Consider the following 13,898-nt stretch of genomic DNA (forward strand, 5'->3'; position numbering starts at 1 on the left):
GCCCGGACCGAGCGACACGCGTCGCCCGGTCCGGTCGTCTGGGGGTGGCGGCATGCTCCACGGCGTGCCCGAACCGATGGTGCCGGAGCGCCGCGGCTCCGAGCCAGCCACCCGAACGAGCCCGAACGACTCGCGCGGGTCGACGAACGGAGGTCGCGCACGCGTGGTGGCGGTGGAGTCAGGCCCGGGCGAGGTCCGCGCGCATCGTCTGGACGGCCGTGGCTCGCCAGTGGCCGACTGCGCTGAGGAGGTCGGCGGCGGCGGCGAACGCGGCGTCGGCCGCCGCTCGGTCGCCGCGGATCGCCGCCGCCCTCCCGATCGTCTCGAACGCCCTCGCCTGCTCGACCCGGTCACCGAGCAGTTCGGCGAGCTCAAGCGAGCCTCGCGCCCAGCGTTCGGCAGGCCCGGCGTCGGCGGCGTCGGCGGCGATCTCACCGAGGGTGCTGCAGGCGTCGGAGCGGAGGAGCGGGTAGCCGACGCGCTCGGCCGAGGCCAGGGCGATGTCCGCCAGACGCGTCGCCTCGACGAGGTCCCCACGTCGACGCGCGACCTGGGCGAGCTGGATGGCGATCTCGGCGTCCTCGTCGAACGTCGTCGGACCGCCACCGTCCGCCCCTGCCGCGAGCAGGGCCGCCTCCGCCTCGGCCACACGGTCGAGGTCCAGCAGGATCATGGCGCGTTGAGTGAGGAGGTATCCGCGGTTGACGCCGGGACCGCCGCGCTCGAGTAGGGTCGCGCAGCGCCGGAGCGCCTCGTCGAACCGCCCCTGCGCCTGGAGCAGGAGCACACGGTTCGACTCGACGATCGTCCGATTGACGTCATCCCCGGCTCGAGCGCTCACCGCCTCGGCGAGATCGAACAACCGCTCCGACCGGCGATACCGGCTCGTGATGCGCGCCAGATTGCCGAGGTTGCCAAGCGCGCGCCCCCGCGTGATCGGATTGCCGGCTGCGGCCGCGATCCGAGCGGCGCGGAGATACGACTGCTCGGCCTCCGCCATCCGTCCCAGTTGGCGTTCCACATTGGCGATCACGTTCATCGTGCGACCCGGCTGCTCCTCGGTGAGGAGGCGGCTCGCCCGATGCAGGTGGTCGAGGGCGTCGTCGTACCGACCGAGCTTCTCGAAGGCGCGGGCGAGGAGCTCCGCGGTCGTGCCTCGTCGTTCCCGCGGCACGAACGGCGCGGCGAGTTGGAGGAGTTCGGCCGCATGGCTCCAATAGCCGGCATCACCCACCGGCTCCACCACGTGGAAGACGACCGCGGCGAGCGCGGCACCCGCCCGCTGGTCGACTGCGAGCGCTGCGGCGGCCACCAGCCCGTCGGCGAGCGACGCGTCGAAGCGGACGGAGCCGACCAACTCGCGGAACCGTTCCAACACCCGCTCGGCCAGCACCACGAGGACCGACGGGCGCTCCTGCTCGACCGCGAGCCGGTGGGCCGCGGTGTGGACGAGCGGGTGCAGTTCGACGGTCCGCTCCGAGACGGTGGCCAGGTGCATGTCCGCCAGGCGACGGAGCAGGCGCACCGAGGTCGGCGCATCCGCACCGGCGTCGTCCAGCAGTGTCCCGACGACGTCCAGCCGTACTGGGCCGCGGAGCAGGCCGAGTCGCCGGAACAGGGTCGCGGCGTCCGGTCCGATGGCGGCGACCGAGGGTTCCAGGAGCGGCACCGCGTGGTCGCGCCGCGGGCGGTCGCCGAAGCGCTCGGCCACATCGGCGAGCGACCAGTCCGGGTGGTCTTCGATGAAGCGCAGCACGAGGTCGAGGTCGAGGCGGATCCCGCTGATCGCGTTCGCGAGCCGGCGGACCGCCGCGTCGTCGGTCGAGGAGGACGTCGGACGCTGCGAGGCGGTCGCGGCCGAGAGCCGCCGGACCGTCTCCTCGGTCTCGAGCGGCAGGACGGTCCGGCGGTCCACCGCGAGTCCCTCCGCGGCCGCCAGCGCCTCGAGGCCGTCGAGCCGGGCTCGCGAGGTCACGATCAGATGGAGACCGCACCCGGCGGGACCCCGGGTGTGATCGGCGATCAGGAGTGGAGCGAGCTGCGCTGCGGAGAACGCATCCTCGAGCAGGACGACGATCCGGCGGTCGTGTGCCGCCGTTCTGAGCGTCTCGCGCAGCGATGCGGCGTCGAGCCGACGATCGGACCGACCGCCGACGGCGCGCACCAGTTCGCGCAGGACCTCGTCCGCTTCCGCCGGACGCTGCCCGTCTTCGAATCCGTGCAGCCGGACGCGGAGCACCACCGCACCGGGGGTACGGCGGCGTTCGACCTCGGCGAGCCGCCTCGCGACCTCGGCTTTGCCGACCCCGGGGAGCCCGGTGAGGACGACGACGGGTGCGGCAGCGGGTTCCACACCGGTGGACGTCGATTCCTCGGCTGCCGGTAGGACGGAGGCGGACACCGGGCCTCCGAGCGTCGCACCGTTGAGGCGCGCAGCAGTGGTGCGCCACTCGGCGGCCGCTGACGCTGAAGCTCCGAGGGCGAGGACGAGGTCGTGGATGAGTTCGGCGTCGACCCGATGCCGGTCGGTGCGGAAGCAGTCGTAGACCGTCACCTTGCCGGGGGCGTCGCGGGAACCTCGTCCGAGCCGGAAGGCACCGACCCGCCGGGCCAGCTCGGCGAACGACGGCGCACCGGCCTCCGCGCGCAACTCCGTGAGCGCCTCGGCCAGCTCCCCGAGGTCGGCGATGGACGGGAGGGTGGTCGGTCGCATCACCGGGCCCGGTGCGCCCGTGCCGTCGTCGCTCCAGGGTGGAAGCGGACGCTGAACTGCTCGCACTCCGGATCGCGGCCGTCGAGCATGGCGACGATCGCGCGGCCGGCGGCCGACCCCTTCTCGCGGGAGGGCTGCCACACCGTCGTGAGGTCGTAGTCGAGCCCCTCGACGCGGATGCCGTCGAACCCGACCACGCTGAGCTCCGCGGGGACGGAGATGCCGAGTTCCTCGGCTGCGCGGATGACGCCGGCGGCCAGGAGGTCGCTCTGTGCAGCGATCGCCGTCGGCCGTTCACCCGCCGGAACGTCGAGGATGGCGTGTCCGGCGACCCGCCCCTCCTCGAGCGATGACCCCGTGGTGACGAACCCCTGCGCGTCGGGGAAGACGTCGCGGAGGCCCTGCAGGCGTTCGATCGCCGGGACCGTCGTGGCGGATCGCTCCCACTCGGGCGTGAGCGGGCCGCGGCGTTCGGTCGGGTCGAGGTTGAGGGTGACGACGGCGACACGCTCGTGGCCGAGATCTGCGAGGTGTCGCGCCTCCTCCCGCACGCCACCGCGATTGTCGACGGCGATGTCGGGGACGCCGAGGGCTGCGAGTCCCTCGATCGAGACGATCGGCATCCCCCGTCGGCTGAGGATCGCGACCGAGCTGTCGAGGTTCGGGCTGCAGCCGATGAGGACGACGCCGTCCATCGGTGCGTTGCTCAACTGCAGCGTGCCCTCCTGCGCGTCGTTCAGGAGCAGCAGACCGGCACCGACCGCGCCGAGTTCGTCGGCGAGTCCGTCGAGGGTCTGGATCATCACCGGGTCGCGGAAGGAGTGCCCGATCCGGCCGGCGACGACGGCTCCGACGATGCCGCTGCGTCCCTGGCGGAGGGAACGGGCCCGGGGGTCGGGGCCGGCGTAGTCGAGGTCGGCCGCAGCCTGCAGCACCCGCTGCTTGGTCGCTTCGGAGACGGGTCCGGCGCCGCTGAACGCGAGCGAGGCGGTCGACGGCGACACCCCCGCGCGCTCGGCGACATCGGCGAGCGTCGGTCGCGAGGGGCGTGATTCCTGGTCCACGATCTGCTAGCTTAGTCGACGGAATCGAATCGATTCGATTCTCGTCAGATCCACCCAGATGCACGGGCCTCACCACCCCGCTCCACCGAGCGCCCAGGCGCACCAGCACCGATCCCGAGGACCCTGTGTCAGAGCCGACCAACCCGCCGACCGCACCCGTCGCCCTGCGCCCACGCCGCGAGCTCCTCGCCTGGCGCAACGCGATCTTCGTGATCTTCGCCCTGAGCGGCCTCAGCATCGCGACCTGGGTGGCCCGCCTCCCGGCCATCCGCGACAACCTCGACCTCACCACCGGCACGGTCGGACTCCTCATCCTCGGCATGTCGATCGGGTCGATCCTCGGCCTCATCGCCTCGCAGCACATCCTCGGACGGCTCGGCCCGCGGCACGGGATGCAACTGACGCTCGGGCTCATCGCCGTCGGGCTGCTCCTCATCGGGATCGGCGCGAGCCTCGTCCCGACTGCCGGCATCGTGCTCGTCGGCCTGATCATCTTCGGCTTCGGCAACGGCGCGCTCGACGTCATGATGAACGTCGAGGGAGCCGCCGCGGAGCAGGAACTGGGCAAGACGGTCATGCCGTTCATGCACGCGTGCTTCAGCTTCGGCACGGTCGCGGGCGCCGGACTGGGGGCGCTCGCCTCCGCCGCCGGCCTCGAGGTGTTCTGGCACGCGCTCATCATGGCCGTCACCATCGCGATCGCCGCCGTCATCGTCGTCCGGTTCGTGCCGACCGAGCAGGCCGTCGTGGACGGGCTCGACGAGGCCCCGAAGGCGCCGTGGCGGGAGCGGCTGCGCGAGAGCCTGTCGGTCTGGGCGGACGGCCGGCTCATCCTCATCGGCGTCATCATGCTCGGTATGGCCTTCGCCGAGGGCAGCGCCAACGACTGGCTCGCACTCGCCGTGGTCGACGGCCACGAGCAGAGCAACACGACCGGCGCGCTCGTCTACGGCGTGTTCGTCACCGCGATGACCGTCGGTCGCATCGTCGGCGGGCCGCTCATCGACCGCTTCGGCCGGGTGCCGGTGCTGCAGGTGTCGGCCGGTGCCGCGATCGCCGGACTCGTCCTGTTCATCCTCACGCCGGCCACCGGCCTCATGGTCCTCGGCACCGTGCTGTGGGGACTCGGCGCCTCGCTCGGGTTCCCGGTGGGCATGTCCGCCGCGGCCGACGACTCCAAGCGTGCTGCGGCACGGGTGAGCGCCGTCGCGATGATCGGCTACTGCGCGTTCCTCGTCGGTCCGCCGCTCATCGGCATCCTCGGCGACGCCATCGGCCTGCTGAACGCCCTGTTCGTCGTGCTCGTACTCATCGTGTTCGCCGGCCTGGCGTCGCCGGCCGCCCGCGAGAGCAGCCGCCGCAAGCGCTGACCGCAGTTCGTTCGCCCATGTTCGGGCGATTCAGCGTTCCGCCTCCCGAACATGGGCGAATGGACGCGCGACGGTGTCGCGGTAGGCTCGTCGTCGTGCGTTTGGTGATTGCGGAGTGCTCGGTCGACTATGCCGGACGGTTGTCGGCTCACTTGCCGCTCGCCAAGCGGCTGCTCATGGTGAAGAACGACGGCAGCCTACTCGTCCACTCCGACGGCGGCTCCTACAAGCCGCTCAACTGGATGAGCCCGCCCTGCGTGCTCACGACGGTCGAGCCCGACGAGACGCAGGCCGCGGCCGGGATCACCGAGCTGTGGAAGGTCACGCACAAGAAGACCGGTGACGCCCTCATCGTGTCGATCCACGAGGTCCACCACGACAGCGCGCACGAGCTCGGCGTCGACCCGGGGCTCCAGAAGGACGGCGTCGAGGCGCACCTGCAGAAGCTCCTCGCCGAGCAGATCGAACTCCTCGGCGACGGATACCGGCTCATCCGCCGCGAGTACATGACCGCGATCGGTCCGGTCGACATCCTCGCCACCGACGCGACCGGGGCGTCCGTCGCGGTCGAGCTGAAGCGCCGCGGCGACATCGACGGCGTCGAGCAGCTCACCCGCTACCTCGAACTGATGAACCGCGACCCGCTCCTCGCCCCCGTGCAGGGCGTGTTCGCCGCTCAGGAGATCAAGCCGCAGGCGCGCACCCTCGCCCAGGACCGCGGGATCCGCTGCGTCGTCCTCGACTACGACGCGATGCGCGGCCTCGACGACAGCGACTCCCGCCTCTTCTGACGTCGACCGAGTCCCTTTCTCAGGAGTCCTGCGGCGCGCCGGCTTCACCAGGCACCGACACGCCCGGACACTCCTGAGAAAGGCACCATCTACCGCTCAGTGACCTTTCTCAGGAGTCCTGCGGCGCGCCGGCTTCACCAGGCACCGACACGCCCGGACACTCCTGAGAAAGGCACTGGACCGACGGTCACGACTCGGACTAGACGAACAGCCAGATGAGGGCGACCATCCCGAAGCCGACGACCGAGAGGATCGTCTCGAGCACGGTCCAGGTCGCGAGCGTCTGCTTCACCGACATGTTGAAGTACTTCGCGATGATCCAGAACCCACCGTCGTTGACGTGCGAGAGCGTGATCGAACCCGCCGCGATCGCGATGCCGATGAGCGCCAGCTGCGGCTGCGAGTAGTCACCCGCGAGCACGACCGGCTGGAGGATCCCCGCCGTGATCACGATCGCCGCGGTCGCCGAGCCCTGCGCGATGCGGAGGCCTGAGCTGATGAGGTACGCCGACACGATGATCGGCAGGCCGAGCGAACCGAGCACCTCGGCCAGTGCCGCACCCACACCCGTCGCTGAGATGACCGCGCCGAAGAACGCACCCGCACCGACGACGAGCAGGATCATACCGATCGGTCGGAGTGACTGACCGGAGAGCTCGCCCAGCTCGGCGAGCGTCATGCCGCGCCGCACCCCGAGCACGTAGTACGCGAGGCAGACGGCGATCGTGAGCGCGACCGCGGGGTTGCCGATGAGCGTCAACGCTTCGAGGACCGGGCCGTTCGGGAGGGCGAGGGCACCGAAGGTTGCGGCGAGGATGAGCAGGATCGGCGTGATGATGATGAGACCGACGCTCCAGAGCGAGACGTCCTTGCGCTCAGGGGCGTCGTCCTCGGGCTCCAGCACGTACTCCTCGGGAACCGAGACCATGACGCGCTTCCCGATCCAGAGCGGCCAGGCGATGCCCGACGCGATGAAGGCGGGGATGCCGCAGAGGAAGCCCATGAGGATGAGCCAGCCGAGCCCGACCTCGAAGGTGCCGGCGAGCGCCGTCGGTCCCGGGTGCGGCGGTAGGAACGCGTGCGTCATCGAGAGGCCGGCGAGCATCGGGAGCGCGTAGAGCACGAGCGACTTCCCGCCGCGACGCGCGGTGATGTAGACGAGGGGCGCGAGGACGAAGATGCCGACGTCGAAGAACACGGGGATACCGAAGATGAGACCGGTGAGCCCCATCGCGATCGGAGCGCCGCGTTCCCCGAAGCGACCGAGGAGCTTCCGGATGAGGACGTCCGCACCGCCGGAGCGCTCGAGGATCGCGCCGAGCACGGTGCCGAGACCGATGATGATCGTGATGTGCCCGAGGATCCCGCCGAAGCCGGTTTCGAGGAGCGACGCCCCCGGCTTGATCTGCTCGTCGTCGAAGGGGTCCGGCACGGCCACGCCGACGATCTGGTAGATGCTCGTCCCGGTCGCGAGCGCCAGGCCGATGCCGACGATGAAGAGCGAGATGAACGGTTCGAGCTTCACCCGGATGATGAGGAACAGCAGCACCGCGATGGCGACCGCGCACAGGATGAGCAGGCCGGGGGTGGTCTGCTGCAGCCATCCGATGGGATCGCTCGGGGCTGGTGCGGCGGCGGCTACGACGCTGCGCGCGAGGGCGGTGATGGGCATGGGAGGACCTTCTGTGTCTGTGGGCGCGGGGAGGGACGAGGGAGCGGTCAGGCCGGGCTGCGGCGGATCGAGCGACCGGGGACGGCGTGGGTGCGTCGACCGTCGGCGATGACGGCGGCCCCGTTCACGAAGACCCACGGGATGCCGGCGGCCTGCTGGCGGGGTTCGGCGAACGTCGCGCGGTCGGCGATGGTCGCGGGGTCGAACAGGACGAGGTCGGCGACGGCTCCGACGCGGAGCACGCCGCGGTCGCTGAGACCGAGACGCGCGGCCGGACGCGAGGTGAGGTGGGCTACGGCGTCTTCCAGCCCGAGCACACCCTCCTCGCGGACGTAGTGGCCAAGGTAGCGCGGGAAGGTGCCCCAGGCACGCGGGTGTGGCTTTGCGCCGACGAGGATCCCGTCGCTTCCGCCGGTGTGGGCCGGGTGCACCATCATCGTGCGCACGTTGGCCTCGTCGCCGACGTGCTGGAGGATGCCGGTCGCGAGCCGGTCGGCTTCGAGCAGCGCGAAGAACAGGGCCGTCGGGTCGCCCGACCACGCGTGTCCCGCATCCTCGGCGGCGATGTCGGCGACGGTCCGCCCGACGAAGCCGGCGAGCGCGGGGTTCGCGACGCCGGAGATCTCGATCGTGGCCCAGTCGGTGACGACACCGTGACAACCGTCCGTGCCGAGCACCTCGAGCTCGTATCGGATCCGCGCACGGACGTCGTCGTCACCCAGGCGCTCGATCGTCGCGTCCGGCCCGCCGACCGCCGCCCAGCTCGGCAGCAACGCCGACAGGGTCGTCGAACCTGGCAGATAGGGATAGGTGTCGAGCGTGATGTCGACCCCGTCGGCGATGGCGGCGTCGATGAGCGCTACGAGTTCGGCGGCCCGGCCGGCGTTGACGCCGAAGTTCATCGTCGCGTGCGTGAGGTGCAGCGCGCACCCGGAACGACGACTGATGTCGATCATCTCCGCGTACGCCTCGAGCGCGCCCTTGCCGTACGAGCGCTGGTGCGGAGCGTAGAAGCCGCCGTGCTCCGCGACGGTGCGGCACAGCGCGACGAGCTCCTCGGTGTCGGCGAACATGCCGGGCACGTAGGTGAGGCCGGAGGACATGCCGACGGCCCCCTCCCGCAGACCCGCCGCGACGAGCTCCTGCATGCGAGCGATCTCGTCAGCGGTCGCAGCCCGGTTCTCGGTGCCGACCACGAGCATCCGGACGGAGCCCTGCGGCACGAGGTAGGCGACGTTCAGCGCGGCTCCGCGGTCGACCCGGTCGAGGTACTCGCCGACGGTCCGCCAGGCGAAGTCGACGTCGTCGGGTTGCCCGTTCCAGCCGGCGATCTGCTGCCGGACGATGGCAATCGTGCGGTCGTCCGTCGGGGCGTAGGAGAGCCCGTCCTGTCCGAGGACCTCCGTGGTGACGCCCTGCGAGACCTTGGCGAGGTGCTCGTGGTCGCGGAGGACGGCGAGGTCGGAGTGGGCGTGCATGTCGATGAAGCCAGGTGAGGCGACGAGACCCTCGGCGTCGATGATCAGGGCGTCGGCGGGCGCGTCGGCCTCGGCGGACGCCCCGATCGCGATGATGCGGCCCCGGCCGATGAGCAGCGACCCGTGCACGCTCGGTCCGCCGGTACCGTCGACGATGCGAGCGCCGCGGATGACCACCGCGCGCGCATCGTCCGTCGGTCGCGACGTCACGGCAGGAGGGCCGCCGTGGTGAAGGCGGTCGCGCGCTCGGTGACCCCGGCCCAATCGGCCGCGGCGACGTCGGCCGCACCGACCACGCTCGACCCCGCGGTCACGGCGGCTGCGCCGGCCTGGATGTACTCCCGGGCGTTGCCTGCGTGCAGTCCGCCCGAGGGCACGAGCCGGAGACCCGGGAACGGGCCCTTGAGGTCCTTGAGGAAGCCGGGTCCCATGGCGGCGGCCGGGAAGATCTTCACCGCGTGGGAACCGAGCGACGCGGCGCGCATGACCTCGCTCGGCGTCATCGCACCGAGCAGGAACGGGATGCCGGCGGCGGTGGCGACCTCGGCCACCTCCTCGCTCAGACCGGGCGTGACCAGGAACTGCGCACCGCTGTCGACGGCGCGCTGCGCGGTGTCGCGGTCCACGACCGTCCCCGCGCCGATCACGGCCCCGTGGTCGCCGATCGCGTCGGCCGCGGCGCGGATGAGCGCTTCGACGCCCGGCGTGGTGAAGGTGAACTCCACACTGCGGATCCCGCCCGCGGCGAGCGCCCGGCAGAGTTCGACCGGGTCGGGGATGACGGGCACGCGGACGACGGCGATGGCGCGGTCGGCGTACAAGGCGTCGAGGGCGTGCGGCGTGGAGGGAGGGGTCGCGAGCGTCATGCGGGGCTCCTGTTCGGTTCGGCTCAGCCGAAGGTGGTGGTGACGGCGTCGACGGCGCTCGGTTCGGCGAGACGGACGTCGTCGATGACCACGAGGGCACGCCACTTGTCGAAGGTGGTGCACGGGTGGGAGAGGCCCAGGCGGATGACGTCGCCGACCTCGACGTCGCTGCCGGGCGGCAGGGAGACGAAGGTGTGCTGGTCGTTCATGGCGGTGGTCGTCGCGCCCGGGAGCGGTTCGACGGTGGCGGACCCGGCGCGACGGACGCCCTGCACCTCGGGGAGCCCCTCGTCGAACGGGAAGTCGCGCTTCCCGCCGTCGACGAGCGCGAGGCCGGGCTCGGGGCGGGAGACGATCGTCGCCCAGCCGTGGATCGCGGAGCGGAAGTCGCCGGTGCCCTCGTGGCGGCCGAGCGGAGTGATGCCGCGGTAGAAGCCGTCGTCGTGGGTGACGTATGCGCCGGAGCGCAGCAGCACGTCGACGGCGCGTCCGTGAGCACCGTCGAGGTCGCGCAGTCCGGCGAGGACCTCGGCGACCACGTCGAAGTAGGCGCTGCCCCCGGCGGTCACGATGAGCGTCCGGACACGTTCGTCGTACCGGCCGCCTGCGAGGAGCGCGTCATGGAGAGTGGCGAGCGACTCCAGGTAGTCGCGGACGATCTGCAGCGAACCGTCGTCGCCGTGGTGCGCGAGGGCCCCCTCGTAGCCGCTGACGCCGGCGAGCGCGAGCTCGGGCGAGGCGACGACGGCCTCGGCGATCTCGAGCGCGGTGGCCTGGTCCCGGGCTCCGGTGCGGCCGCCCGGCGCACCGAGTTCCACGAGCACGTGGAGGGGGCGACGGGGTGGCTGCTCGGCGAGCACGCGCGACATGATCTGCACGGCTCGGACGGAGTCGGCCCACACGACGATCTCGGCGTCCCCGCTGTCGAGGGCCCGCCCGACCGCGCGCAGGTGTTCGGGCTGCACGAGGGCGTTGGCCAGCATCACGCGGGGGATCGACCAGTCGAGCGCGACGGAGAGCTGCCACGGGGTCGCGACGGTGATGCCCCAGGCACCCGCGTCGAGCTGACGCTGCCACAGGGCTCGGTTCATCGTCGTCTTGCCGTGCGGTGCGAGGCCCACCCCTGCGTGGTCGCACCACTGCCGCATGGTCTCGACGTTGTCGGTGACCGCCGAGCGGTCGAGCGAGACGAGCGGCGTCGTGAAGTCGGCGAGCGGCGGTCGACCGGCGAGGAACGTAGCGGCGTCGGTCCCGACGGACGCCGGCGGGAATCCCTTGAGGCTGCCGTCGAGCACGCCCAGCGCGCCGGCATCGAAGTCGTCCGTCATCGTCTCCTCGTTTCGCGATCGAGCGCTGCACCCGCCGACGTCGTGAGCGCCTAGCGTTGCGCATCTTGCAACGTACATTGCATCCGGCGCTACGTCTGTTCTAGCATTGCGTCCACAGGCCGTCAACCGGACCCGGCCGAGACGTGAGGGGAACCGTGATGACGACGTCACCGTCCACCGTGAGCACGATCGGCGAAGCGATGGTCGTCCTCCTGCCCGAGAACCAGCTCCCGGTCGCCGAAGCCCGCGAATACCGGACGGGCGTCGGGGGCGCCGAGTTCAACGTCGCCTCCAGCCTCGCGCGTCTGGGTGTCCCCACCCACTGGATCTCGCGCCTCGGCGACGACGGGTTCGGCGACTACATCCTCGAGACGGCCCGGCACGACGGCGTCCTCACCGACGCCGTCGAACGCGACGACCACCGGCCCACCGGCCTCTACGTCAAGGAGACGGTCGTGAGCGGCGACGGCGACCGTCGGCCGCGGATGCACTACTACCGCAGCGAGTCCGCAGCGTCGCAGCTCGGCGCCGACACCCTGCGGCACGAGGCGACCCGGGCGGCCATCACCGCCTCCGCCATCGTGCACACCTCCGGCATCACCCCGGCGCTCTCCGACTCGACGGCGCTGCTCGTCGGCGAGCTGGGCGACGCGCTCCCCCGCGACACCGTCCTGAGCGTCGACCTCAACTTCCGGCCGCGCCTCTGGGAGCGTCGCTCGACCGCCCCGCTGCACCGCCTGCTCGACCAGGCGTCCGTCCTGTTCCTCGGCGTCGACGAAGCGGAGCTGTTCTTCGGCCACACGGAAGCCGCCCGCCTCTTCGCCGAGCTGCCGACCCTGCAGCGCATCGTGCTCAAGGACGAGGAGAACGCAGCGACCACCCTCCACCGTGACTCCGAGGCGGGCATCGAGGTGCGGTCGTTGTCGGTCGACGTCGTCGAGACCGTCGGTGCGGGCGACGCGTTCGCAGCCGGCTACCTCGCCGGCCTGGCCTCGGGTCGCTCCGACACCGCCTGCACGCGGCTCGGCCACGCGGTCGCGGCGTCGACGCTCATCTGCCACGGCGACCGCCCCGAGCTCGTGCCCGACGCGCAGGGCGTCAGCACCATCGTCGAGGCGTCCGATGAGGAATGGGCGTCGTGGCGGATCACCGCGGACCACCCGCTGCCGTGGACCACGGTCGGCGCGCACGGGATGATCGACGCATGAGTCAATCGCTGTCCCGGGCCCTCGACCTCCTCCGCGAGATCGTCTCGGGCACCAACTCCCTCGACGCGCTCGCGGCGACGGCCGGCGTGCACAAGACCACGGTGCTGCGTCTGCTCAACACGCTCGAGGAGCACGGCTTCGTCACGCGCGACGCGTCGTTCCGATACCACCTCGGGCGGGCGATGTTCGAGCTGACCCAGACCGCGCTCGACGAGCAGGACGTCCGCGGGGTCGCCGCTCCGCACATCCGGGCGCTCGGGGCGGCCACGGGCCAGACGGTGCACCTCGCCGCCTACGAGGGGGGCTCCGTCTTCTACATCGACAAGGTCGAGTCCCGTCAGCCCCTCCGCATGTACTCGCGTGTCGGCCTGCCCGCCTCCCTGTACGCGACCGGGGTCGCGAAGGTCCTCCTCGGTGGACTCGACGAGGCGGAGCGTCGACGCGTCGTCACCGGCATCGTCTTCGAACGGTACACCGACAAGACCATCACCGACGCCGACGCCCTGCTCGCCGAGATCGAGCGTTCGACCGAACGCGGATGGGCCGAGGACCACGAGGAGCACGAGAGCTTCATGAACTGCGTGGCCGCGCCGGTCTTCGGGCCCGACGGCCGGGTCACCGCGGCGGTGTCGATCTCGGTCCCGACGATGGTCCTCCCGCACAGCGGCGTCCGCGCCCTCCTGCCGCAGCTCCTCGCCACCACGACCGCGATCTCCGCCGAGCTCGGCTACGCACCGCCGGCGCCCGCTGAGGCCCCCGCGACCGCCTGAGCTCCCGCCCCTCCCGTCCCTGAGCTCCCGCCCCTCCCGTCCCTGAGCCCCCGCCGACCTCGGCCCCTGAGCCCCACCATCCGGTCCCTGAGCTTGTCGAAGGGCCACCAACCGAAGGACACACCCCCATGACCGACCGCACCGCCATCTCCACCACCGACGCCCCGGCTCCCGCGCACACCTTCTCCCAGGGCGTCCGCAAGGGCAACTTCGTCCAGGTCTCCGGCCAGGGCCCCGTCGACCCCGCGACGAACGAGTACCTGTTCCCGGGCGACGTCGCCGCGCAGACCACCCGCACGCTGCAGAACGTCGAGGCGATCCTCGCGGCCGGCGGCGCGACCTTCGACGACGTCATGATGCTGCGCGTCTACCTCACGAAGCGCGAGGACTTCGCGATCATGAACGACGCCTACGGCGAGTTCGTCGGCTCGCGCGTGCAGGGTGGCGTGCTGCCGTCCCGGACCACGGTCTTCACCGGCCTGCCGCGCGAGGAGATGCTCGTCGAGATCGACGCCATCGCGATCGTCGACTGACGCAGGCCGTTCGCCCGTTTCTGGGCGAACGAACACGCCTCGTCGGAGGCTGGTAGCGTGGTGCGCGATAGCGCCTAGGGTTCCGGAGCGACAGCTCGACTGGTC

11 protein-coding genes are annotated in these 13,898 nt (G+C 71.4%); 5 read left to right on the top strand and 6 right to left on the bottom strand.

The features are described from left to right. Positions 1–178: 178 nt before the first annotated feature. Entirely contained in the window at positions 179–2,713 is a 2,535-nt protein-coding gene (locus ACQ3HE_RS10940) for an AAA family ATPase (RefSeq protein WP_430892765.1), read from the bottom strand. Continuing rightward, positions 2,713–3,777, bottom strand: a complete 1,065-nt coding sequence (locus ACQ3HE_RS10945) for a LacI family DNA-binding transcriptional regulator (RefSeq protein ID WP_244175370.1) — start codon at positions 3,775–3,777, stop codon at positions 2,713–2,715. Before ACQ3HE_RS10945 ends, ACQ3HE_RS10940 begins: the two co-directional genes overlap by 1 nt. 125 nt (positions 3,778–3,902) lie before the next feature. On the opposite strand from ACQ3HE_RS10945, the gene ACQ3HE_RS10950 reads away from it, so the two are divergent. After that, entirely contained in the window at positions 3,903–5,147 is a 1,245-nt protein-coding gene (locus ACQ3HE_RS10950; protein WP_430892767.1) for an MFS transporter, read from the top strand. A gap of 95 nt (positions 5,148–5,242) precedes the next feature. Beyond that, the gene (gene nucS, locus ACQ3HE_RS10955; RefSeq protein ID WP_064294112.1) at positions 5,243–5,938 is read left to right on the top strand and encodes an endonuclease NucS; all 696 of its coding nucleotides are present in this window, start codon (positions 5,243–5,245) and stop codon (positions 5,936–5,938) included. A 199-nt stretch (positions 5,939–6,137) separates the two neighbouring features. Here the strand turns inward: nucS and ACQ3HE_RS10960 are convergent, their stop codons facing one another. From ACQ3HE_RS10960 to ACQ3HE_RS10975, 4 genes are read right to left on the bottom strand one after another with little or no spacing between them, the layout of a single operon-like run. Further along, positions 6,138–7,610, bottom strand: coding sequence for a GntP family permease (locus tag ACQ3HE_RS10960; RefSeq protein ID WP_086472615.1), 1,473 nt, complete (start codon positions 7,608–7,610; stop codon positions 6,138–6,140). Between the two features lie 47 nt (positions 7,611–7,657). Beyond that, positions 7,658–9,298, bottom strand: a complete 1,641-nt coding sequence (locus tag ACQ3HE_RS10965) for an N-acyl-D-amino-acid deacylase family protein (RefSeq protein WP_430892769.1) — start codon at positions 9,296–9,298, stop codon at positions 7,658–7,660. Further along, a complete protein-coding gene (locus ACQ3HE_RS10970) occupies positions 9,295–9,954 on the bottom strand; it encodes a bifunctional 4-hydroxy-2-oxoglutarate aldolase/2-dehydro-3-deoxy-phosphogluconate aldolase (RefSeq protein ID WP_430892770.1) in 660 nt (219 codons plus the stop codon). Before ACQ3HE_RS10970 ends, ACQ3HE_RS10965 begins: the two co-directional genes overlap by 4 nt. Before the next feature lie 23 nt (positions 9,955–9,977). Further along, entirely contained in the window at positions 9,978–11,282 is a 1,305-nt protein-coding gene (locus ACQ3HE_RS10975) for a type III PLP-dependent enzyme domain-containing protein (RefSeq protein WP_430892771.1), read from the bottom strand. A gap of 158 nt (positions 11,283–11,440) precedes the next feature. Between ACQ3HE_RS10975 and ACQ3HE_RS10980 the strand changes: the two genes are divergently transcribed. The 3 genes from ACQ3HE_RS10980 (at position 11,441) to ACQ3HE_RS10990 (ending at position 13,793) form a co-directional block, all read left to right on the top strand. Further along, positions 11,441–12,490 carry a sugar kinase gene (locus ACQ3HE_RS10980; RefSeq protein WP_430892772.1) on the top strand — a complete coding sequence of 350 codons (1,050 nt, stop codon included), beginning with the start codon at positions 11,441–11,443 and terminating at the stop codon, positions 12,488–12,490. After that, a complete protein-coding gene (locus ACQ3HE_RS10985) occupies positions 12,487–13,260 on the top strand; it encodes an IclR family transcriptional regulator (RefSeq protein WP_430892773.1) in 774 nt (257 codons plus the stop codon). The genes ACQ3HE_RS10980 and ACQ3HE_RS10985 overlap by 4 nt, the downstream gene beginning before the upstream one ends. Before the next feature lie 128 nt (positions 13,261–13,388). Beyond that, positions 13,389–13,793 carry a RidA family protein gene (locus ACQ3HE_RS10990; protein WP_079704451.1) on the top strand — a complete coding sequence of 135 codons (405 nt, stop codon included), beginning with the start codon at positions 13,389–13,391 and terminating at the stop codon, positions 13,791–13,793. Positions 13,794–13,898 lie beyond the last annotated feature (105 nt).

Source organism: Plantibacter auratus (genome assembly GCF_050587365.1).
Taxonomy (GTDB): domain Bacteria; phylum Actinomycetota; class Actinomycetes; order Actinomycetales; family Microbacteriaceae; genus Plantibacter; species Plantibacter auratus.

Excerpts from the sequence above, each read along its gene's own strand:
- ACQ3HE_RS10940 (WP_430892765.1), bottom strand. The coding sequence starts at position 2,713 with ATGCGACCGACCACCCTCCCGTCCATCGCCGACCTCGGGGAGCTGGCC.
- ACQ3HE_RS10960 (WP_086472615.1), bottom strand. The coding sequence starts at position 7,610 with ATGCCCATCACCGCCCTCGCGCGCAGCGTCGTAGCCGCCGCCGCACCA.
- ACQ3HE_RS10970 (WP_430892770.1), bottom strand. The coding sequence starts at position 9,954 with ATGACGCTCGCGACCCCTCCCTCCACGCCGCACGCCCTCGACGCCTTG.
- ACQ3HE_RS10975 (WP_430892771.1), bottom strand. The coding sequence starts at position 11,282 with ATGACGGACGACTTCGATGCCGGCGCGCTGGGCGTGCTCGACGGCAGC.
- ACQ3HE_RS10980 (WP_430892772.1), top strand. The coding sequence starts at position 11,441 with ATGACGACGTCACCGTCCACCGTGAGCACGATCGGCGAAGCGATGGTC.
- ACQ3HE_RS10985 (WP_430892773.1), top strand. The coding sequence starts at position 12,487 with ATGAGTCAATCGCTGTCCCGGGCCCTCGACCTCCTCCGCGAGATCGTC.
- ACQ3HE_RS10990 (WP_079704451.1), top strand. The coding sequence starts at position 13,389 with ATGACCGACCGCACCGCCATCTCCACCACCGACGCCCCGGCTCCCGCG.